This is a genomic window from Chryseobacterium luteum (assembly GCF_000737785.1).
Taxonomy (GTDB): Bacteria; Bacteroidota; Bacteroidia; order Flavobacteriales; family Weeksellaceae; genus Chryseobacterium; species Chryseobacterium luteum.
On record NZ_JPRO01000002.1, the window covers coordinates 189,539 to 211,426 of the forward strand.

Genomic DNA, 21,888 nt, shown 5'->3' on the forward strand with positions numbered 1-21,888 from the left:
TTAATTGATGATCACTCCGTTAACGATGCTTTCCTTCGAGCTCTTTAAGAATGTCATTAAGAATCCGGTTAAATTCTTCAGGGTTTTCCAGCATTGGGTAGTGGCCCGTTCCGGCTATTTCGACGTAATCATAATCTTTTAAATATTTTCTGTTGTTTTCTATATGGGTAGGAGAATTGTCTGAGTTAATAGCTCTTACCGGAACCTGAACGTTTGAGGCTGCTTCCCTGAAATCTGTTTTATACAAAGGCCGGAGAAGCTCAACCGCTTTTTCTGATGTATTCCGAAGGAATTCGTTTTGAAGTGTCTGCCGTACATCAGATGGTGTTTTTTCTGCAAAAAGATATTGAGGAAGAATATTTTCCACTGCATTTTTAAAATCATTGTGGTAATGCACGAATAAAAGCTGCTCTGCCTGTTCATCCGTAAAGGTTTCATCAAGATCTTTTACGGTGTCTACCAGAATAAGGGCTTTTACCTCAGGTATTTTCAGAGAAGCTTCAAGAACATAGGCTCCGGACATGGAGTGACCTATAAGAATGATCTCCTGTGAGTCGATCTGGTCTGCCACTGCTTTGATGTCATCTGTGTATAGTCTGCTGGACCATTCTTTTCTGGACGTGTCAGATTTTCCGTGTCCTGCAAGATCCATCTGCACGATATGGTATTTTTCCCTGAAATATTCCTGCTGGCCGTTCCACCATTCTGCATTGCCGAGCCAGCCATGTACAAACAGGAGCGAAGAATTTCCCTGTCCGCTTTCTTTATAGTGAATATTCTGTCCGTCCGAAGAATGTGCGTATTTTTCCATATTTAATTTATTTTTCTGTGATTGAATTTATTTGTTTTTGGGTTCGTAGATCAGCTGTACAATTCCAGTCTTTCCTTCAGTGAAAATGCTAAACGCCCTTAAGACAGAACGTTTGGCTTTATAAATTTTACCATTTCCATATCTGCGGTTCATCCTTCCATATCAGCAGCCTGAATTCTTCATAATGATTCCCATTACCTATGGTATGAGTATCTCTTCTGCCTTTCTCTAATTTTAACTTGTGTAAAATACCGGAATGAGCCGCCACCCATAATGTTTTCTCATCATCTGAAAGGGTCATGCCGGAAATAGTAGAGCCCAGAAAATGTCTCCAAAGTCTGTTTCCGTTCCTGTCAAAGGCTTTGATATACCCGTAAGCATCGCCAAGGATGTAATATTCTTTCGCAGCTGTACCTGTGTAAACCCTCATTTCTTCATCAATAACAGTGTAATCATCGCTTTCTGTATATGCTTCGATATCGGCTCCTGTGTATTGATCGGAATTGATTGCTATGGTAATCCCATTATAAAAATGACAGGAATTGGTAATCAGCTGGCTGTCATCTTTTGAAAAAAGGCAGAAATGCGGATATGAAGATTGTGCCCCGACGGAACCCAATGTATTGCCTTCCGCATCTAAAATTCTATGGTCATAGCTCTGGTCGCCGACTGCGATGTAAGCATTATCATTGGAAAGTGCAGCGTTTTCCATGTCGATATCCGGAGTCCAGTCTTCCTCGTTGTCTTCGTTGAGGGGATGAATGAGTTTTTCTTCGTTCCGGGAGATCAGATAGATTCCGAATGACGTGACCAGGAGGACTTTGCTGCCGTCATTGAATGGGATGAGTTCTGTAATACCGGAATCTGCCGCCTGGCTCATTTGGAATTCGCTGATGAGCTTGCCGTCCCAACCTTTGTGTAATGAAATTTTACCGTTTGTGGCTATAGCAAAGATATTTCCCTGCTTGGATTTTCCGATGGCCTGAATGTTTTCATCAAGTTTTGTCACCTGATCCTGATCCAGCAGGTAGGCCTGTCTTTTTTCGTAAGAAGTTCCGGTAAGGAAAACTATCTTTTCTCCGGAAATAAATTGAAGCTGTTCAATGCTTTGTGCCCTGTTTTCCAATAAAGGAATAACAGGGGTGTGGGCTGGTGGAAAATGTGTCCTGAAGTTTTCTGTATCTCCGTTCCGGTTGGCTGTCTTAAGCAGGTTGAAAACAGCTTCTGCAAGGTTTGATCTTTTATCTTCCGGTTCTTCGCCTTTCCAGTTTTCCCAACCGTTTTTTTCACCGAAATCAACCATTTCATTAATTTCTGTGGCATACTGTTCTCCTTTCGAGAACCATTCTTCCTGGATCTTAGTGTTCTGCATAATTGATGATTAAGTAAATTTGAGATATTTTAACGGTAATATCATATTTAAGAAATTAGAAATACTATTTGAAATTAACTCTTTCCTCATGGGAGCCTTTGATCTTACCGCTGCTTCCTTTCAACAGATGAGGATTAACCGTTCCGGTTTTTTCTGCTGTAAATTTAAAGCTTATGATATCCAGTGTATCACCGGGCCTGGAGAATTGTTCTTTTTTTATGGTATAATTTCCTGAAGGACCAATCTTTATAGTGTCTTCAGCCTGTTGCACAAAGGTTTCTATATTGCTTTTTTCTTTGGTCTGAATTTTAACACTTTTAGAGAGATAGAGGACATTGACATCCTGAAGGCCGGACCATTGTATCGAATAATCCTGATTCAGTGGAGCATCTTCTTTATAAACGATATTCCTGGAGCTGCTCAGTTTCAGGGAAGGGATACTGGCCAGAAAAAACTTTTTCCCATTCGACATCTGGATCTGAAGATCATACCTGCCATTTTCCGGAGAGATATTTTCAGCGTGGTAAAAGTAGTTTTTACTGTAATACAGCTGCTGTTTGATTCTGTATTCTACTGTTTTACCATTGACGGCTATTTTCACAGAGTCGTTGCCAAATTCTTTTCCTTTTTCATCATATAGGGTTACAGAAAGGGAGTTTTCATTTTCATCCGTTAAACTTTGATACATGTCAATCTCAGCTTTTATGCGAGAAATATCTTCGATTTTAGATGCAGGAACCGGTACTGGTCCGGAACAGGAATTGAGAAGGAAATACATACAGCACAGCAGCATAAAAAGCTTTGTCTTTACTTGTCTATTGGTTTTCATAATATGATATTTGGTGGTGGAAATCGTTTCCGGAGCGTTAAATTACGAAAAGTAACAGAACAGGAACATCTGTGAAACTGTTTAATTGATAAAATGTGAAAAATATTAGTTCAAAATGTCTTCATAAACTTATGAGATAAGTGCATTAAAGACCGTAATAATTCCTGAAGTCCTTTTTTTCAAGGATCTTCCAGTTTTCAGCAGTAAAATCTACAACGGCGCCTTCGCTTGTTTTCCCGTCTGCTGTCAGCTCATAGAAATCACAGCCCCAGTCTTTGCTCATCATGGTATAATGAGGCCTTACAAAATATTTGAATCCATAAATTTTTTTAGCAGGTTTATTTTTAATATTTACAAAAACGGTATCCGTTAAGTTTATTTCATCTTTAACAAAATAATTTCTTTGATGTCTTAAGGAATCATAAATAACATCGGGTATTTTATCACTGTATTTCCGTATGGTTTGATTTCCTCTTTTTATGAGAATATTGATGGAGTCTGCATCTTTTGGAAAGTATCCGAAGAAGGAAATATGAAAACCGTCAATTTTAGTTTTAGTTGCGCATTCTTTTTCAGCTTTAGCCAGCCTGTCCTTATCACTTTCACAGGAAAGTAAAAGTAGGGTGATTAATACTAAGAATGTAGTTTGAAGAGATGTATTCATCAGCTTTTTTAATGGAATTCAATTTATTGATTTGGGCAGCGACCAATAGATCATGCCATTTTCCTGCTTTATTTCAGTAAAGTTTAATTTCTTCAGAAAATGAATAGAATTTGTATTTTCTGATAAACATCTTGCTGTAACTTCATTGATCATCCCGGTAGAAAAAGCCCATCGCATCAATTCTGTTACGGCTTCTTCGGCATAACCTTTCCTTCTTTCTTCTTTGGTGATTCCGTATCCGATGTCAATATTTCTTTCTTCGGAATTATATCCTTTAAACCCTGCATCACCGATGATTTCGAAGGTGTCGTTTTTAATAATCATCCATGATTCAAAGCCTGTAGGTTCCTCCACTTTTGAGAGATTCTCAATGATCCTGGGCAGGGTTTCTATGACATCAGGATATGGCCAGCCTTTTCCTTTTTGTAATCCCAGGGCGAAAATATCACTGAAATCGTCTTTCAGAACGGACTCACAGATTTTTGCTGTAAACGGGATAAGAATTAATCTTTCTGTGGTAAGTCTGTCTATGGGTAATTTTCGTACTGTCAAAATGTTTGTTTTTTTAAAGGAAAACCCTCTGCAATGTTTAATTAATGAGTTTTTTTTAATAATTATATCCGACTATTTCAAAGCCTGCTTTTTTAACAGGTATTTTATCAGTCCTCAATAGCTTCAATGCCTTGCTGTCTCAGTTTTTCAAGGTGATCCTTCATGGTTTTGAGCTGCTTCGGTGAATGTCCCTGCCATTCTGTAACTTCTCCGGTCACTTTAAAAGGATATTGGGAGCGGTAAGACCGGGTAGGATTGCCGGGGAATTTCTTGTCTGTTAAATTAGGATCGTCTTCAATAGGACCTGTTGGCTCCACGATATAAATTCTCTCTTTTCCTTCTCCATAAGCCAGCTCTGCACCCCACGTTGCCGCTTCCAAAGTCGCTGAAAGGTAGATGTATTTTGCCTTTCTTTTGGTGCCATAGTTTGAGCTGAAACCTATTTCGATGAGATCTCCGGTTTTAAGATCGGCTCTGGTGCCGTGGTAGTAGATGGGAGTTTCTTCAATAGGGTCTGAATTCATAATGTATTTTTAGTAAAATAGGGATGGTGTTTATTTACCGGGGTTAACCGGAACTTCATTCGGTGTTGCAGATAGATTTACATGCTCCAAATATTCCATTTTGATTTTATGGCGGAAGGGTTTAGCTCTTCAACTTTCCGGTAAAATTCAAGAAAATTTTTATTCCAGATGGTGTAATTGTGTGCGAATTTGAAGACAACTTCTTCGTTGTTGTTATTGATTTTTATCTGCCAGATGCTGCTGTTATTAATCTTAACAGATGTTTTACTTATTTCAGTGATATCTTTCAGATTAAATTTTGCTGTCTGATGATGGGGATTAACGGCGTAAAAGTTTTCATGATCAAAATAAAATTCATGATCTGAAATGATTTTCTTTTCAAGTCCGAACAGAAATGGTCTTGCTGAGATTTTATTTAAATGCTGAAAATCTGAATTGGTATAATTCAGCTTGTTATTTTCTTGCCTGATGCCGGACCTATTTTTTTTGTAAACTATACGAACAATCAGAAAAGCGAAAACGACGCCTAAAAAAACGATTACAGACAGATAAGTATTTCCTTTCTGCGACATGGTTAAAGTAATTGTTGTAATTAAAACTGCATATATAACGGATATTATAAGTATATTTTTTATCATAAATGGATTAAAATTAGAAAATTAGAATAACTGAAAAAGGTAGAGGGTTCTGCCGGTTCTCTAAAAATATTATTCATTGATCACCGTTAGAGTTTTTTTACTTTTTAACTGAAATACGTTTCCTTCAGGATCTGTTCCGTCGCATAGCCAGAAATTATAATTTTCAAAGGTTTTGATTTCTCTCATTTCAATATTTTTAGACAGAAATTTATTTCTTGCTGTTTCTATATCAGCATCAATTTCAAAAACGAGTTTTGTATTGTTATCAAATCTATAACCTGCTTCTATTTTTTCGAGATATGGCTCTCCCATCTTATGGAAACCAATGTTTACTGCTCCTGCATTCAAAAGAGCCCAGACCGGATCTTCTTCAATTACTTTTAAACTGAAGTTTTCAACATAGAAGTTTTTAAGCAATTCAACGTTTTGAACATACAGTATGATGGTGTCAAAGGTTGCATTCATAAGTGGATTTTAAGGTGAATAAATATAACAAAAAAAGGGTTTAAAAATAGAACAGCCTGATAGCTTATGGTCTCATTTTAATTTAAAGTGAATATTCGTCAGTTCGAGTAGATTTTTGGAGAAAATCGTATCGGGAAGTTTGTGATTTTTGAGGTGTCTGTGGTTCACGGGTTCTCGATACATTTTTCTCCGCTTCGCTGCGAAAAACACTCGAACTGACGGAGGAAATTTGGTATCGGGTATTAATTTTTTAAATAACACCAGCTTCTAAACTAAAGGTTCCCCATTTAAGTCCGTGGTAAGCACTTCACTCATGTAATCGAAAAACGGACGCATGGCTAGTAGAGTGAGCAGAGCCTCTTTCTGAAAGCTGCCGGACAGAACTTCCTTATCCGTGAATTTCCTCATCACTACGTATTGTTTTTTCCTGATTAAATCTATGGCGGGATGGTTTTTATCAAAACCTCTGGGAGCTGTTTTTACAGCGTCTCCCTTGATTTCTCCGAAGTATTTTATGAACGTTTCATCAGAAGTGATCTTTTCTATTTCTGCTGTATTAAGCTCGAATTCTTTACGGATACGGAGCAGATCTTTGGCTTCAGGTCCCCAGAAACCGCCTCCCACGAAACTGTTATTGGGTTCCAGATGGATATAATATCCTCCTCTCAGCATCGGTTTTGAACGGGAATATCCAACCCCGAAATTGGTTTTGTACGGTGTTGCGTCCTTAGAAAAACGGACATCCCGGTAAATCCTGAAAATATGGATTCCTTTTAAATGATCATGTTCCTGAAGCTCGGTATAGATCTGGTTGAAAAAAACTTTGTTTTCTTTGATCACCGAATCATATTCCGCTTTATGCTGGGTAAACCATTCACGGGTGTTGTTTTTTTCTAAATGTTTTAGGAATTCAAAGGTTTTCTTCATGATGGTAAAAAATGTGAATATTGGAGAGTTAGATTAGTAGTCTGTAAATTTTATTTCAACTTCAGGAAGTTTTTTCAGTACTCTTGTCTTTCGGATTGTTTCAATCATGTTTTCTGTAAATTGATCTTTACCGGCTGAATGGCCAATCAGGAGACTTACGTGGTTTTTTAGTTCATTGAGCCATTCTCCGGCATGACTGGCTTCTAATAACTTTTGATAATAGTGATTTCGTTCAACCAAATCATCAATCAGCCCACATACGGTTCCTTTGTGATAGCTTCCCCAAATTTCCTCACTTGTGTAGGTTTGGTTCAGAATGAACGATTTGGCTTTCTGAAGATTTTGGAGATTTTCTCTGTATTCCAGGGCTTTGCTCAGTGCAATTTTACAGAAATTTTCAACTTCCCTTGAAAACTGGTCTTCATTTCCATTATATTCTACAAAATCAACATCCTGCCTATACCCTATGTCAAATGAAAAATAGACCTGTTCATGCCAATGGAAGTTGACCCCGATATTTAGAGTAGTTCCCTGTCTTCCTGTAAATGGCTGAAACTCGATTACGGTGGTGTACCAGCCACGATCGTCAAGCCAGATTCTGGATTTTCCCTTTTGCTTTATACCGTAAGGGGTCAGTATTTTTTTTGCAGTTTTACTGATAATTTTTGAATGGTCCGGTGGTGTCATATTGTAGTTTTAAATCGGCTGGCAGTTCAATCTTTTTTTAATTCTCCTTCTGAATCATGAAGCCATGAGACTGCAGATATTCATCCAGGTCAACATCAAAAGGAATCACGTAATTATTATCCAGATCAAACATTCCACTTTCGCCGTCTGAAGATTCTAAAAATCCCAGCATCTTAGATTGGGTTTGTTCTTTGGCATTTTTCCAGCAGTTCATCAGGAAATCAATTTCCAGGCCGGACTGGTTTTCCCAGTAATGGGCGTAATCCAAATGGTCGTTTTCATCCAGATAAGCCGAATAATCAATATTGTTTTCTTCCAAAATCTTTTTGCATAATTCCTGAACATCAGCAGGGGAGTAGTCCTGAAATGAATGCTCTTTCAAATGAAGTTCTGCAATCTGAATGGTCTTGTCGGTATCATAATATTCGTAATGAGGCAGTGCAAATAAAAAGCTTAAAGGACTTGAAGCATAATAATACAGGCTGATCACCTCAATTTTTTTGTCATCTTCCCTGAATTTATATTTTGAACTGAATACATCTGCAAGGAAACTGGTGACTGTTTTTTCCCTGGGAAGCAGGAAGGTGTTTTTAAAGGCTTCATCTATTTTTGTTTCTATTTTCTTCATGCTTCAATTCATTTTTTATGATTGTAAAAGTAGAGAAAAGGCTTTGAAAAAATTGGCGATCAGACGAAAAAATCTAAGGAATTGTATGTTTTTTTTTATTCCGACGAAAGCAAAGTTACATCGCTGATTAGGCGTTAAAATTAATCTTTACGTTAAAGAAACTCAGACAAAAATTTATTAAATAAAAACTAAGTGAAGATAAGAGGCTGTTTGAATTTTTAAAATCCCGCAGATTTGGCAGATTACACAAACTTTTATAAACTATTCATTTCTACAGAAATTACGAAAACTCTGCGCAACCTTGTTTTTGATCAAACAAGGACTCCGGAAGTCACAAACACCTATGTTTGTCATAAAATGACTTGTTGTTTGGTTACAAACAATAGTGTTTATAACCAAACAACATCTCCGGAAGTCACACGCAGTATTGCGGGAAACCAAAGAAGCTGGTATTTTGTTTCCAACAATATTGTTTGTAACCAAATACTGATTTTTATGTATTAAAACCCTTTAAAAATTACATTATTAGCAATTTAAATATGCAATATGTTGAAATAAGCGTGGATGCTTGCGTAAATGAGTATTTTATTTCTGAATAAATTGCTCAAGTTTGGCCATCATTTCATCTTTTTCTTTCAGCATTCTTTCGTACAGGGCAATTTTTTCTTCGTGTAGCTGTAGAACTTTATCTATAGGGTGGAATGAAGGATTGTAGTTGATGCCGTTAAGTATAGCACCATTGTCAAAGGTGTTGGCAATAATATTTATAGCTTGTTCTTCATCCATATTTTCGATAGCTTCCACGGGAACCTTCAGGATGTGGGAGATTTTTTCTAAAATATCCTCTTCTACAGTTTCTTTCTGCTCCAGGAGTGAAATTTTCTTTTGGTTCCAATCTTCACCAAGATCAAAAGCCAATGCTTCCTGCTTCATACCCAACATCTCACGAAAACGTTTGATATTTCTGCCCTGGTGTATTTTTTTGTTTTGCATATTTGTGTGAGTTATAGAAACAAATATAGGTAAAAGTTGGGGGATAAAAAATGGAGGAGTGGGGTAATTTATTCTTGGTTGGAAAAAAGGTTTGGTTAGAATTTTCCCTACACAATGTTTTTAATATCATTTAATATTTTAATGTATTCTTGGTATTCTTTTTTTAATTTGTCTTCTTCTTTTCTTGCCAGTTCATACAATTCACTTCTATTTAATGACATAATATCTTGAGGTTTCTTTGGAGTATGAGACATAAATTTAACATATAAATTATTTACTTCAGTATTTTGTTTTGTTAAGTGCTGTATTTTTGATATTTCCTTAGTGAAATTAGAGAAATTTTCTGCTATTACATTTTCTATAATTATTGCTTTATTACCAGATTCAATATGGTAATTATAAAATTTATTTACATCATTTAAATTGGGGGTTTCTAAATTTTCTTCATATTGATATTGAGCATACCAATAATGTTTATGAACTTTATGCATTGCAAGTTCATTATAATTATGTCTTAAAAGATATGTTAATTTTTCAAGCTCTGATTTAGATTCAAGAATCTGATTATCATTATCCTTTTTATTTTTTTTATTTTCAAAATAAATTTGTGTTCCTAATGTTAAAAATGCACCGATAAGTAAAGGAATTAATGTATCCCAAATAGATTGTTTTGCCTCGTTTTTTGTAGAAAGTTTTTTAATATAGTTTTCTAACACTTCATTTTTTAATTCAACCTTTTGATATTCAACTTTAGTAGGTGTAAAGTGAATATTTGTTTTATTAATTGTATCTTTTTTTTGAGAAAATATGATTGTAAAAATCAAAAAAAAGATAGTGAAAAATATTTGTTTCATATGTTTGTTTTGAATTGTTAAAGTTTTAGTTTCAATGTATGTTGGAATTATAAGTTTATTAAGAATTAGGTAAAACTACAAATGACTGCAATTTAAAAAACGAAAGCAAAAAGATCAAGATAGATTCCTGTTGTTTTCTGCCACTCTTTGGTTTAACTCATTAAATTCTATCCAAATATTTTTTTCCAAAAACCTCCTTTGGGCTTATTATTCTGTTCGCTGAAATATGGTGTTGGAGTATTAATGTCACTGTTATCTTTTGTCAAATTTTTAATTCCATTATACAAAGGCTGTTCATTTTTTGTAATGGTGGATATGGAGGTCAGAGGATAAAATTTTTCGGAGGCATCCATTCCAACCGGGAAGTTTGTTCTTTTTAACCAAAATGGCTCCAGCAGATCACTTATGGGTTCCATGTGTATTTTATTATCAAAGCTTTGTCTTGCTTTTTTAATGAAGTCTTCGTCCCAGTTTGAGGTGACGCTCTCAAAATATTTTAAACTTTTTGCAGGGATGTGCAGCAAAAAAATTTGAGTTTTACCTTCAAGTTGATAGATATCAAGAATTTTGAAATAGCTGTCAAGGTTTAAACAACAATGGCCAAACCTTTCATTGTCCGGATTTACTTCATACAGTTTTGCTGCTTTTGCAGAGGCAATTAAAAATCGGGTATTAAACTTAATTCCACCGCCTCTGATACTTACATCAAGAAAAAATCCGTTTCGGATGAGTTTGCCTTTTGTGAATTTTTCGGCTACAGAAGGGTTTAGATCACAATCTTTATAATATAATGTGGCTCCGGGATAGGTCCAGTTTATTATTTCTTCATTGTTTTCAAAAAGACCATTTCCGATTTCTGTCATATGTTTGATTATTTTTTATTAAAGATTAAATTTCTTGCGAAATATAAACGTGTATTTACTACAAAAATCTCAATCTTGCCAAACGCCTGTTGTACTTTCGTTATTCTGGTATTATTGGTTCGGCATTATGATAATATTTCATATTTTCCCAATCAACATCAGGTAGATTCATAAATTCTTCAGCAGTAAAAGACTCTTTAAATTCATTGATATATTTAAAATGTTTTGGATTTAACGTATCTATACTGCTAACTTTACTTTTGCTGTAATACCAAAATGTATATAATTTTTTACCATTTTTATCATAAAAATATTTATTAGTTTCTTCTTCACCACCAACTATTGAGCTGACATAAATTTCTCGATTATTTTTGTCAATAACTGAAAAGCTATCATTTTCATCTTTAATTCCAGCATAGTAATCTGTATGCGTTCGTTTAAAATAGTCTCCAATTTTTTCTAACTCAATCATTTCAACGGAAGAAATTTCAAAGTTTTCTTTTAAAATATTCTCAGGATTTTCGGTTTCGTATAAATAATAAATCAGATGAGTTATTTTTTCATTTAAATACTCTTCTTTCTTTTTTATAAAGCCATTTTTATAATAAACTTTTAAATATTTTCCAGAAAAATTGATGAAATTAAAATCTATTTCATTTTCAAAATAATCTTCATATTTAATTTCAAATTCCATGATGTTTATTTTTTAGCGTTTTTTTATAATGATGCCCAACGGTTTCGGGGCTTGGCATTCGGGCGGGATTTCTTGCACAAAAGTTAAGCTTTGCACTAATACCAAATTTATAACAAAAAAGTTCAAGTTTGCACTTCAGCCCGTCTGACAACCCTTTTTGGCGGCAGTGCTTTTATTCGCTCAATTTCCTTTTGATTGTTTCCCAGGCAGTTTGTTCATACTCAAATGCGATTTCTTCATTTGTCGTTATTTTATTGTGATTTAACAATTGTGCAATCAACGATAAACTTTTTGGCTTTTTAAGACCTTTCTTTGAAATAATGATGAATGTATTCACTCTTGCTCCTTTGTTGGTTAGTGCGTTTTTTCTTTCGGGTTCTTGTGTAAATTCAAAAGAAATTGATTGTCTTCCTGCTGAATGCCGGCTTCCTACCTTTAACAATTTTGCAGATTGTATTTCTGTCCATATTATTTTTCTTTTCCAAAAAATTGAATAAGCAGAAATTCCATCCCTATTTATTTTTATAACAGGCAAAAAGGTTGATGTCAATAGCCAAATGTCAAGGATTAAAATTATTACTATACCAATGAAGCCGATAAAATTTTCATACAGATAAAATCCTATTCCGCTTTCAGCAATATTGAAAATTCCAACTGCTAAAAATTGCAAAGTAAATAAAATCATCAAAATTGTTATGATGCTTAAAAACGAAACTTTTGTGAAAATTCTGTAAATCGATTTCAATATTTTTTATGTTTTTATACGTTTCAGTCAGCATTACCGCTAACGGTTTGAAGTCTCCCGCAGTTTGCTGGAGACCACCGGAGGGGCTCCGTTGGTTACAACCAATAGTGATTGTTTCTATAAAAGGATTTATTGCTGAAGTAAGGATGTTCTATTGAGTATAATTTCCTGAAATAATATGATCTTCCATTACTCCCACAATCTCAGAAACAGGAACTTTGAATATCCCGGCTTCTCCTTTGTCAAACTCTTTTTTCCAATAAGAATATCCATCCATTTCAAGAGAATCGGGCATTTTGCCGTTTTCATTGTGTAGTTTGATGATACTTTTGTTCAGTGCTTCTTCAGAAATCGGAATGTGGCTTAATTCATTTGCAAAACCTTCAGAACTTTTTGGATTTTTCATCTTTAATCCACTAACTGAAATATGAATGACTTTCCCGGTTTGAGGATATTCTTCAATCTTCAAAATTTTTAGAGTCGATTTTTCTTCTCCAGTACGGGTTTTGTATTTCCATTCCTGGCCTACACGGTATTTATTAGCCTCCGAATTATCTTTACAATGGCTTAGAAATAGACTGGCAATTATTAAAACGAGAAAACGAATCATAGAATTGATATTCATATCTGAAAGCTTATTATTATCTTATAATTCTAACCTGTTGTAAAATTCCTTTCTCATTTTTATAACTGAAAATATAAGTTCCGGTTCGTACTTTCGATAAATCTATATTTTTATTATAATAGGCAAACCCTTTGCTGATTGGCTTTCCATCTATTGAGAAAACGGTGTATTCAAATTGATTGCTGTTATTTTTATTACTGATGACAAAACCGTCTCTGGCTGCGTTGGTATACACCTTTGTTTTCAATACTTGATCTTCATTGTTTTCATTTGCAGAGAGTATATCTTCGTTAATATCTGCCACTTGTATGCTTTTAATAGCTGAGCTGGTGAGAGACGTGGTACTTCCACCGATGATGTATAATTTATTATTGTATACTTCCGCTGCAGCGTGTCTTCTGGGAATCATATTGGATGATAACTGATGTAACTTGTTGGTTGTAGTATCAAAATAGGCCAGAAAAGTCTGATTATTAAAACCACCTACAATGAAAATCTTATTACCGGATACAGCCAATGCGTGTCCGGATATACCAGCAGGCATCGTATACTGATCAATCCAAAGATTAGTTTTGAGATCATAAACATTGATCAGACGAGATGGGGTCCCGTTAAAACCACCAATTACATACAATTTATCATTAACAATTTTGCCCTTTGCTTCTCTGGCTGTAGGCATATTGGGTAATGGATTCCATGTATTGGAAGCAATATCATAATACTGGAATTTATTAGAAAATACAGTGGTTGCAGCTCCATTGAGTCCGCTTCCACCAAATACATATATTCTGCCATTATGGATTGCTGAGCCTGAATTTCCTGTATAGGAATGATTCACAGCTCCCTTCGTTACTGTACTGGTTGCAAGGTCTACAATTTCAAGATGGCTGTTTCCCCAACCGTTAAAAATATAAATTTTATTATTGTAAGTTTCGGAATTAGCAAATCTTTTCGGAAGTAGAGTAGAATTGAGAACACTCCAGCTGTTATTGGGAATATTATATTTTTCAACATACTTTGCATCACTTGCTTTTTCATGATACCCATTGCTCACATAGATATTATCATTCACGATTACACTGGTTATGGCACCTCTGCCTGCAGACATATTGGCGAGATTTTTAAATTGAAGGGTTTGTGCGTGAGATAACCATGAGCTCAACAATGAAAGGATTACTAATTTTATTTTCAATGGTATTAAGATTTAGTGTTTGGTTTCCTTAATTTTCTGTTCAAAATTCGGGATTGTTTTTAGCACCGAATATCAATAGAACATCTAAGTTCAAATATAGGAAAAAAGTGTAAGCAAATTCTTTCGGTTAGCTTTTTCAAAACCCCAAACATACATATATTTTTTGCGGAAAACTTTGCTCTTCAAGGTCTCCAGGCTTGGGATTTATTTGACTGGCGTAAAACTGGGAGACTTTGCAGAGCTGGGATATCTTTATTTCTTCTCTCTCCTTTCAAGAATAAGATGCGCTGCATCCAGCATTTTAGTAAGATGAATGTAAGGACTCACTATATTCCTTTCCGGCAGGTTGTCATGAACTCCGAGTGAGAAATAGACCATCCCGGACATAAAATAATCAAATTCCTTGATGCTGTATTCTCTGAATGCTTTTTTAAAAACCAACAGAGGGTTTTGGTATTCCTTCTCCGAAAGCAAGCCAAAAACCAACGGAGAGACCTCTTCCAACTGAGTATTAACGGCCCATTTCTTTTCCTTCAGCGTGATAAGATAACCTGCCCGGACAAACGACTGCATCGACTGGCGAAAGTGAAATATAACGGACGGATCTTCTTTGATCCGGCTATTTCTTTTTACCGCATAATTCATAATGCTGTTTAATTTCTTTTTAGAGGCAGTCAGGTCATTGAGCTGAAAAAAGGCCTCCATCATCTGTACTGCAGAGTATTTCTTACCAACTCCCGAAAATGGGCATTGGAGGTCTGTTCTGGTTTTTTTCATGTTTTCTGTTGTGTCATTTTTTATTGGCTGTAAAGGAGGAAGTCAGGGCAATGCCTGAACTTCCTGCCATACCAACCAAGGGTAATAGGATAGAATTTGTATTTTTCTGAAAGCACTAAAGCCGCAATGGATTGTACACCCCATTGTAACATATCATGATACTTTATGTGGTGAAGCTGGCTTAGAAAAAGATGATTGTAGAAAAGCAGAACAGCATGAAATAAAATGGCATGGGACTCTACAATATCCAACTTGAGGTACTGGTATACCTGTACACAGATAAGAGAGCCCACGCCTAGGTCGTGAGCTGTTTACTTATCCTCTCGTATACTTTTAAATTACCAGTTTTCAAGTTGAGATTCTAAGCAATAGCTTCTATATTTCTTTGAAGTATCGCAAAGCTACATTTATTGTAGCTTATTGTACAAATATAATATAATTTCTGAATTGTAGGTTAATTCAACTACATTTTTTTAATGTAAACTTTCCAAATTGCTTTGACAATGGTAATTGCAATGGATAAAATTGAATTTCGAATAGCTTTCGGGAAAAGAGTTGAAAAATTTAGAAAGAAGGTGGGATTAAGCTATCGGGAGTTAGCTCAAAAATGTGATGTAGACCATAGTAATATCAGTAAAATTGAAAAAGGAGAAGTTGATTTAAGAATTTCAACAATACAGGAACTAGCTAAGGGCTTAGAAGTTCATCCTCAAGAATTATTTAATTTTAAAATAGATGAGAAATCCTGACAAAAGTTGATTTTTGTATTTATTAATCTATCAGGTAACGTTTTAGGTGGGACTTTTAGCACTGAACTTCATTAAAATTACAGAACTTTGATTTAGCACTTCACTTTCATAGAAGCACTGAATCCCCACTTGCGTGTAGGTATTGTTATACCTTAGAGTTTCTTGTCGATTCGTTATTTTGTTAACGAACATTTAAACTTAATGTCCATCTCGTCTATGAACTGAAAATCATTTATCCAACGCACACCCATATTGTCGCAAACATTTGGAATTTTAATTTTGTTAGAGTTCAATGCAGTTACTTTTTCTTCTTTTGTTACTACGGTGGCATTTTCATATATGGAGTGTGCAATTACCCAAGGGTCAGCCAAAGACCGAGCCTTAGTATTGTCAACCAAGTTTATATGATTTGGATTTGATGAATAGATTTTTTTCAAACAATTTGCAACTTGTTCACTAACTTTCTTAATTGGGATTTTACTATTTTTTAACCATTTAGAAAGGTCGTCTTCAGTTCTTACTATTTCTTCATAAACATATTCAGGAATAAAAATCTTTTCTTGTTTTCCAAGTTCTATTAATATTTCCCAATAGTCTGGACAAAACTTTGGATTGTAATATTTTTGCCATGCTTGAATTAGCACATTGGCATCTAAACAATATTTATTTGCCATTGTGTTCATCTTATTAATTGAGATTCTAATTTTTGAAATTTATTTACTTGAACATTTAAAAGATTACTTGCTAAAGTTGGTTCAATATATCCTCCTCGAAATGCATCCAAAACGGTTTGTGTAAACAACCTACTATTTCTATTAAGTTGTAATAAAAAATAATTTGGACCGCCAGTCTTTTCTTTATCTTTTTGTTTTGCTTTCTTGTCTGCTTCTTTTCTTAAATATTCGGCAAAATCAATGTCTGCTTGTTTTTTGAGTTTCTGATAAGTAGGCACTGAAATAATATTTAGGTTTAAAGCTCGTACTAATAATGCAAATGAACTGACACCTAATTGTTTCGCAATTTTTAATATATCTTTTGAAGATTGAAACAATGAGATATCAAAATCCAATATTATTTCCTTGGGCATAAGTGCATTTGCAGCTACTTCGTTACAAAATAATTCGACTGGATGAAATTTATCCTTTTGTTTCAAATTAGGTTCAACTTCGTTTGAAATACCTGTTTCTGCAATCCATATGTGTGCTAATTCATGAACTAAGGTGAAAAGTTGTGGTGCTTTCCAATCTTCTGAATTTACAAATATGAATGGAGCATGAGAGTCAGCAATTGCAAAGCCTTGTAATTCTTCAGAGTCTAATTTCAATCTAGAATGAATGAAACTTGTCCGTGATATAAATATTCCATTAGTTTCCGCTGCGTCTATCCACTCTTTTATTGGATTGTCGGATTTGTAGAATAATGGATTAATATTTAAAGTTTGTAGTATGTCATTTGCAACTTTTTGAGGGTTGTCATTTATGTTAAATCGCCCAACAAAAGGTAGTTTTTCTTCTTGATTTTCAGAATAAACATCACTTAACCACGCCTGTTTTTGCTGTATTTCTCTAATAATAAAAATTGAAGAAGTTGTCAACGATTTTGAACCCGATTTTCTAAAGTCTTGTAAAGGTTGAAAGTCTCTAGGAATATCAGGTAAAAAGAAAAGAGCAAAAGGTCTTTTATATGATTTAGCTAATGTTTGTGCTTGTCGAATAGTTGGTTGGCTGAATCCAGCTTCCCAATCCCTCAACTTTTCAACAGACACAGAGATTTTGGCAGCAGCAATTTCCTCGGTCATTCTTGCCGATTCTCTTGCCCATTTTAGAACATTTGGTGTTATGTATGCTTTGTCTGCCATTATGGGGTCAAAAGTACAAATTTTATAGTTAATTTTATCAAAATACTGCTGTTTTGATTTAGCACTATCGTTTTTTTAGCTGAGATAGAACATCCAAATTTATGCATTGCGCCAATATACAATACATATAATTGCGCTAATGTTGTTTTAGTTTTACAATCTATTTGTTAATAATAAAATTACAATCTAAATATACTATTTCCTTACGGAAAACCATAATACAGAAAAAAACCGCTCTACAAAGAATAGAACGGTTAATATATTAATTGTCTTATTGATAGAAAAAGCAGTAAGCAAAAAGTTTTTTGTTTTTAGAATTAAAACTTTTCATCAGCACCTTTTTTCGTTGAATTGTATTCAACTAATGTTTTAAATGCTTTTTCTAATCTTTCAACTAAAGCTTGGTCTGTACCAAAGTTAAAAGGTGATCTATACTTATTATAGTTAGGCCCACTTATAGAAATATAGTTGTAATAATTTCCTTCGCCTGCCCTGTCATAATCACAGTGAGCAAAAAGTTGATTATTTCCCGAAACAAAAAAATCAGAGTATTCATTCTTCATTCCAGTAACCTTATTCATGTCATAGCTATATTCACAAAATTTATTAATTCCATAGTTGCTTCTATAAACAAAAATCCCGTCTTTATAAGAAACAAAAGTTCGGTCATTATATGTGGCTAAATTTTCTTTCATTTTTCCTGCAATCCAATCCATAGTTTCCTGCTTGGTGGGTTTTGCGGTTTTGTTTTCGGTGGATGGTTTGGTAGGTTTTGCAGTTGTTTTCTTTTGGGCATTTACACCCATGCTTGCAACTGTTACTAATAATACAATTGCTAACTTTAATTGTCTGGTCATTGTTTTTTTATTTAAATTAATGTTTATTGCTGTTTTAAGGTGTCTATTCTGTTTATTTGGTTGTGTTGATTTTTAATTAAGTTGATATATAGAGTAATATTTTTGCAAGCGATCTTTTGTTATGGTAATTATTGTTCTTTCAAACCTTCTGTTGATTTAGCTTCTTTCACAAATGTTAAATGTATGAGTTGATGGAAGTGGAAATATTCTCTCATCGATAATTTGTATTTTTTTATAGATCATTGTTACTCGTCAAATATAATAAAAAAACCGCTCTGCAAAAAGTAGAGCGGTTAGTATATAAATTGCCTCGGTCGCTGACCGTTATATCATTCCTAGCATTCCACCTCCCATTGGCATAGCAGGTTCAGCGCTTTTCACTTTAATGATTACATAGCTGTTCTCCGAAGTCTCCAGACTTTGGAGCATATTTTTAAAAGGGGAGTGTTTTTTATTTTATGCGCTCAAAGTCGGGAGACTTTACGCAGCGGGGTATAGGTTTGAAATTAATTCTTAAGTAAAATATTTGGCTTTAATTGTTTTTTAGAAGTCACTGTCGATAATATTTGCATATTTTCCAGATTTGCAAAGGTCTGTAAAGTGGTGAAATGTAATAAATTGTACTTGATTGCATCTTCGAACTGGTTGATTGTCTCTTCGAACTGGTTAATCGCTTCTTCGAAACGCCTGAACGCCTCAACGTAATGCTTGATTGCCTTCACGAAGAAGTTGACATCTTCAACGAATGAGTTGAAACTTATGTTGAAATGATTGAAGGTCTTATCGAAATGGTTTTTCGTGGTTTTTTTTGCTTTTAAGGCATTGGGGAAACTCTTTTGCTGCACCGAAAGTATAAGTCACGGATTGGAAATCCGCAACATCTAGTTAACGGTTGGCAGCTTGGCGAAGTGGCGGAAATCGAAGCATAAATGTTTTGTTTTGCACAAAAGTTCAATCGAAGAACTGCCGTGGAATTTAGCACTGAGCCCGCCATTTTGCCAAACTGCTGTTATGTGCTGCTTTTTTATAATTTAGTTACAACACCACTTATTGCATCTATACAGTTTTGCCAATTTGGGTCTTGAATTTTTGTTTTATTTCCAAAAAGATGATGATCACCTTTTACTAGCATTGAAAAAGGAGTTGCTTCTGCAAATGCAACAACTCCAGTAGTTTGAAAATCTCTTACATCAACTACACCATCTGAAATATTGTTAAATGTAAAATGTTGCGGATGAGAAGCTAAAACTGCATTTAAGTCATTATCTATTGATGTTAAAACTGAAGCGTATGCAGATGCTGGTCCCATATATTGCGTAAGTCGATTTTTAATTATAAGATGTATTTTTGGTAATTGTCTACCAGCAGTCGTTAGCTTTGTATGAAATGCATACTGATTATATATAGCTGAAGGTAAATTTAATCCATAAACAAGTGAATAGATATTTGTTAATGCTCTTCTTGAACTATCATCTGCCATAACAGGTGCAATAATTCTATCTGTAGCTGCTAATGCAATTTGTGTATAAATAGCAAAACTCGGATTTGTGTCTATGAACACATCATCATAAGAATTTAATTGATTTGATGCGTTAACTAAATCATTTACCCAATCTATAATTTTTAAATATGTATCGATTCCTGGTATTTGAGTTATTGATAATGCTGAAATTGAATTTGATTGTAATTCTACAATTCTGTCTCCTGCAATTAAGTCAATATTTACTGGTATTTTGGAATTTACTGCGCTTGGATTACTTATGTAATTTGAAGCATTTATTGTTGGTGTATTGTATGGATTAGAAAATCTATCTTGAAAATATCCACCAATTGTACATACAGAAGTTGGTGTGGTTAAATTATTTAGATTTGTAGAACCATTTCCAAGAAGTCCGCCCATAAAAAGTTCAGATAGATTTGCTTGTGGGCACAAGTCTATTGTTAAAATTTTTTTTTCAGGGAATTTGATTGCATATTCAGTAATTGTTTGAAATGCTAAACTTGATTTACCAGTTCCGCCTTTGTTGTTCCAAAATGTATATTTCATAATTTTTCTATTTTAGTTTTTGTTTATCGTTTGAGTTAAAGTTGCACATAACGTTTCGGGGCTTGGCGTCAGTGGCGACTTTTGTAATAATTTGTTCTAAAGATAAGCAAAATTTCAACTTAGTAATTTCCGGCTAAGAAAAACTAAACCAGCCATTGCGCCAAACGGCTGTTATGGGCAGTTATTGTATAATTAAAACACCTTCCGATTTTGATTCAATTCCAAATTCTTTTAATTCATCTTCGCAGGAAACTCTGATTACGTGAAACTTTACAATACAATCGTCGTAAATATCTATTTCATTTCCGTTCAATGTTTCACCAAAATAAATTAACACTCGAAAATCTTTCTGATAATGCTTGTTAAGTTGCTCATATATTCTTTTTCCGCATTCTACTCCAATTTTTAATTTTTCAAACTCATCTAATTTTTCTGAAACATAATCGCTGATATTTATGTCATTTAGAAATATTTCATATTCAGATTTCTTGAGTTCGGAATCAAGTTCTCCAGGACCAAAATATTGATAATCTTTAAATAAAATACAACCTTCTTCTTCTCTAAAACCCGAATTAATAAGTTCGTCTAATTCATTTGGTAAACTTACATTTTGAGATGTAAATTCAATTTTTCTATTTTTGAGAATAGACATCATTAATTTGTTTGTTGTAATTTTCATCTTGAGTTCCGTAATAATTGCCCATAACGTTTCGGGGCGATGGTGGGAAATCGAAGAACAAATGTTCAAATTAGCACTGAAGCCCCACTTTTGCAAAACCCTTGTTATGCGACGTTTTTTTATTCCATAAAAATATCATCACTTGGAATAAGTCCATTTTTTTTAGCTTGTTCAAAGTCATTTTGAGAGATAAATATAACATTTGCTATTTGGTCAATCGCTGGTAAAGCAATAAATTTTTTGTTATTATTTGTTTTTGGCAATAATTGTTCATTAATTAATTGTTCAATAAAATTTGTATCAATCCAGTCTTGAATTTCATTGATGTCAACGGTATATTTTAATTCTTCGTTTTTATTTGTCAAGATTGTTATATTGATTAAATTTCTTTTTTCAACAACATTTATTTTTTTGATTTGATTTTCAATTTCAGCAATTTTAATCATTTCTTTTAGAAGATTTTTGTAAGATTCTGCGGTTTCAAAACCTTCAGTGTCAAAACTCAAGTCTTCTAACGCTAAAAAAGAATAATTTACTTCTAAATCGTTCTCAAGAATTTTAATAATTTCTTTCTTTTTATCTTCGTTTTTTTCATCAAACCAACTAAAACTTTTTAACACTTTTATATATTCTGATTTGCCTTTTGCTGTTAAAATTCTATATTCATCAATTCTTATTGAATCATTTTCAAAGCCGAATTTAGAAACACCTTCATTTGGCAAAGCTGGTAAAACTTGTTTTGAAAACATTTCATTTTTTGTTTGTGAGCAAGATAATACAGTAAATAAAATACTTAATGTCGTGAATATTTCTTTTAGTAGGGTTGTTTTCATAAAATGTCGCATAACGTTTCGGGGC

27 protein-coding genes are annotated in these 21,888 nt (G+C 34.0%); 1 reads left to right on the forward strand and 26 read right to left on the reverse strand.

Going from position 1 to position 21,888, the window contains the following annotated elements:
* Positions 1 to 19: 19 nt before the first annotated feature.
* From IX38_RS04380 to IX38_RS04470, 19 genes are all read right to left on the reverse strand, one after another.
* A complete protein-coding gene (locus IX38_RS04380) occupies positions 20 to 811 on the reverse strand; it encodes an alpha/beta fold hydrolase (protein WP_034702119.1) in 792 nt (263 codons plus the stop codon).
* A gap of 127 nt (positions 812 to 938) precedes the next feature.
* Entirely contained in the window at positions 939 to 2,183 is a 1,245-nt protein-coding gene (locus IX38_RS04385) for a hypothetical protein (protein ID WP_034702121.1), read from the reverse strand.
* 64 nt (positions 2,184 to 2,247) lie between these two features.
* Positions 2,248 to 3,012 carry a hypothetical protein gene (locus tag IX38_RS04390; protein WP_131368636.1) on the reverse strand — a complete coding sequence of 255 codons (765 nt, stop codon included), beginning with the start codon at positions 3,010 to 3,012 and terminating at the stop codon, positions 2,248 to 2,250.
* A gap of 145 nt (positions 3,013 to 3,157) precedes the next feature.
* Positions 3,158 to 3,676 (reverse strand): hypothetical protein, encoded by a 519-nt coding sequence (locus IX38_RS04395; RefSeq protein WP_034702125.1) that lies wholly within the window; start codon positions 3,674 to 3,676, stop codon positions 3,158 to 3,160.
* A gap of 18 nt (positions 3,677 to 3,694) precedes the next feature.
* Entirely contained in the window at positions 3,695 to 4,228 is a 534-nt protein-coding gene (locus IX38_RS04400; RefSeq protein ID WP_034702128.1) for a GNAT family N-acetyltransferase, read from the reverse strand.
* A 107-nt stretch (positions 4,229 to 4,335) separates the two neighbouring features.
* Positions 4,336 to 4,752, reverse strand: a complete 417-nt coding sequence (gene arr, locus IX38_RS04405; RefSeq protein WP_034702130.1) for an NAD(+)--rifampin ADP-ribosyltransferase — start codon at positions 4,750 to 4,752, stop codon at positions 4,336 to 4,338.
* Between the two features lie 77 nt (positions 4,753 to 4,829).
* The gene (locus IX38_RS04410; protein ID WP_034702133.1) at positions 4,830 to 5,324 is read right to left on the reverse strand and encodes a hypothetical protein; all 495 of its coding nucleotides are present in this window, start codon (positions 5,322 to 5,324) and stop codon (positions 4,830 to 4,832) included.
* 135 nt (positions 5,325 to 5,459) lie between these two features.
* The gene (locus IX38_RS04415; protein ID WP_051884474.1) at positions 5,460 to 5,855 is read right to left on the reverse strand and encodes a VOC family protein; all 396 of its coding nucleotides are present in this window, start codon (positions 5,853 to 5,855) and stop codon (positions 5,460 to 5,462) included.
* Positions 5,856 to 6,122: 267 nt separating this feature from the next.
* Positions 6,123 to 6,782: a DUF2461 domain-containing protein gene (locus IX38_RS04420; protein WP_034702135.1), complete on the reverse strand. Its 660-nt coding sequence runs from the start codon at positions 6,780 to 6,782 to the stop codon at positions 6,123 to 6,125.
* 33 nt (positions 6,783 to 6,815) lie between these two features.
* Complete coding sequence (locus IX38_RS04425; protein ID WP_034702137.1) at positions 6,816 to 7,469, reverse strand: hypothetical protein; 654 nt, start codon at positions 7,467 to 7,469, stop codon at positions 6,816 to 6,818.
* 37 nt (positions 7,470 to 7,506) lie between these two features.
* Entirely contained in the window at positions 7,507 to 8,097 is a 591-nt protein-coding gene (locus tag IX38_RS04430; protein ID WP_034702139.1) for a hypothetical protein, read from the reverse strand.
* 585 nt (positions 8,098 to 8,682) lie between these two features.
* Positions 8,683 to 9,090 (reverse strand): helix-turn-helix transcriptional regulator, encoded by a 408-nt coding sequence (locus IX38_RS04435; RefSeq protein WP_034702142.1) that lies wholly within the window; start codon positions 9,088 to 9,090, stop codon positions 8,683 to 8,685.
* A gap of 107 nt (positions 9,091 to 9,197) precedes the next feature.
* Positions 9,198 to 9,944, reverse strand: a complete 747-nt coding sequence (locus IX38_RS04440) for a hypothetical protein (protein WP_034702143.1) — start codon at positions 9,942 to 9,944, stop codon at positions 9,198 to 9,200.
* Positions 9,945 to 10,111: 167 nt separating this feature from the next.
* Positions 10,112 to 10,807, reverse strand: coding sequence for a hypothetical protein (locus IX38_RS04445; RefSeq protein ID WP_051884476.1), 696 nt, complete (start codon positions 10,805 to 10,807; stop codon positions 10,112 to 10,114).
* Positions 10,808 to 10,907: 100 nt separating this feature from the next.
* A complete protein-coding gene (locus IX38_RS04450; protein ID WP_034702146.1) occupies positions 10,908 to 11,501 on the reverse strand; it encodes a hypothetical protein in 594 nt (197 codons plus the stop codon).
* Positions 11,502 to 11,673: 172 nt separating this feature from the next.
* Positions 11,674 to 12,246: a hypothetical protein gene (locus IX38_RS04455; protein WP_131368638.1), complete on the reverse strand. Its 573-nt coding sequence runs from the start codon at positions 12,244 to 12,246 to the stop codon at positions 11,674 to 11,676.
* Positions 12,247 to 12,397: 151 nt separating this feature from the next.
* On the reverse strand, positions 12,398 to 12,871 hold the full coding sequence (locus IX38_RS04460) for a hypothetical protein (RefSeq protein ID WP_228377908.1): 474 nt from the start codon (positions 12,869 to 12,871) through the stop codon (positions 12,398 to 12,400).
* 16 nt (positions 12,872 to 12,887) lie between these two features.
* Positions 12,888 to 14,063, reverse strand: coding sequence for a T9SS C-terminal target domain-containing protein (locus tag IX38_RS04465; RefSeq protein ID WP_131368639.1), 1,176 nt, complete (start codon positions 14,061 to 14,063; stop codon positions 12,888 to 12,890).
* 252 nt (positions 14,064 to 14,315) lie between these two features.
* On the reverse strand, positions 14,316 to 14,840 hold the full coding sequence (locus IX38_RS04470) for a hypothetical protein (protein ID WP_034702153.1): 525 nt from the start codon (positions 14,838 to 14,840) through the stop codon (positions 14,316 to 14,318).
* A gap of 503 nt (positions 14,841 to 15,343) precedes the next feature.
* Here IX38_RS04470 and IX38_RS04475 point away from each other — a divergent pair.
* Positions 15,344 to 15,589 carry a helix-turn-helix domain-containing protein gene (locus tag IX38_RS04475; RefSeq protein WP_034702155.1) on the forward strand — a complete coding sequence of 82 codons (246 nt, stop codon included), beginning with the start codon at positions 15,344 to 15,346 and terminating at the stop codon, positions 15,587 to 15,589.
* 173 nt (positions 15,590 to 15,762) lie between these two features.
* Here IX38_RS04475 and IX38_RS04480 read toward each other — a convergent pair whose 3' ends face one another.
* The 7 genes from IX38_RS04480 to IX38_RS04510 form a co-directional block, all read right to left on the reverse strand.
* Positions 15,763 to 16,263: a DUF4411 family protein gene (locus IX38_RS04480; RefSeq protein WP_228377909.1), complete on the reverse strand. Its 501-nt coding sequence runs from the start codon at positions 16,261 to 16,263 to the stop codon at positions 15,763 to 15,765.
* Positions 16,264 to 16,268: 5 nt separating this feature from the next.
* Positions 16,269 to 17,447: an XRE family transcriptional regulator gene (locus IX38_RS04485; protein ID WP_034702159.1), complete on the reverse strand. Its 1,179-nt coding sequence runs from the start codon at positions 17,445 to 17,447 to the stop codon at positions 16,269 to 16,271.
* 317 nt (positions 17,448 to 17,764) lie between these two features.
* On the reverse strand, positions 17,765 to 18,304 hold the full coding sequence (locus IX38_RS04490) for a hypothetical protein (RefSeq protein WP_034702161.1): 540 nt from the start codon (positions 18,302 to 18,304) through the stop codon (positions 17,765 to 17,767).
* Between the two features lie 506 nt (positions 18,305 to 18,810).
* Complete coding sequence (locus tag IX38_RS04495; protein ID WP_034702163.1) at positions 18,811 to 19,149, reverse strand: hypothetical protein; 339 nt, start codon at positions 19,147 to 19,149, stop codon at positions 18,811 to 18,813.
* A 179-nt stretch (positions 19,150 to 19,328) separates the two neighbouring features.
* Positions 19,329 to 20,351, reverse strand: coding sequence for a ParA family protein (locus tag IX38_RS04500; protein ID WP_034702164.1), 1,023 nt, complete (start codon positions 20,349 to 20,351; stop codon positions 19,329 to 19,331).
* Positions 20,352 to 20,532: 181 nt separating this feature from the next.
* Positions 20,533 to 21,030 carry a hypothetical protein gene (locus tag IX38_RS04505; RefSeq protein WP_131368640.1) on the reverse strand — a complete coding sequence of 166 codons (498 nt, stop codon included), beginning with the start codon at positions 21,028 to 21,030 and terminating at the stop codon, positions 20,533 to 20,535.
* Between the two features lie 119 nt (positions 21,031 to 21,149).
* Entirely contained in the window at positions 21,150 to 21,863 is a 714-nt protein-coding gene (locus IX38_RS04510; RefSeq protein ID WP_131368641.1) for a hypothetical protein, read from the reverse strand.
* Positions 21,864 to 21,888 lie beyond the last annotated feature (25 nt).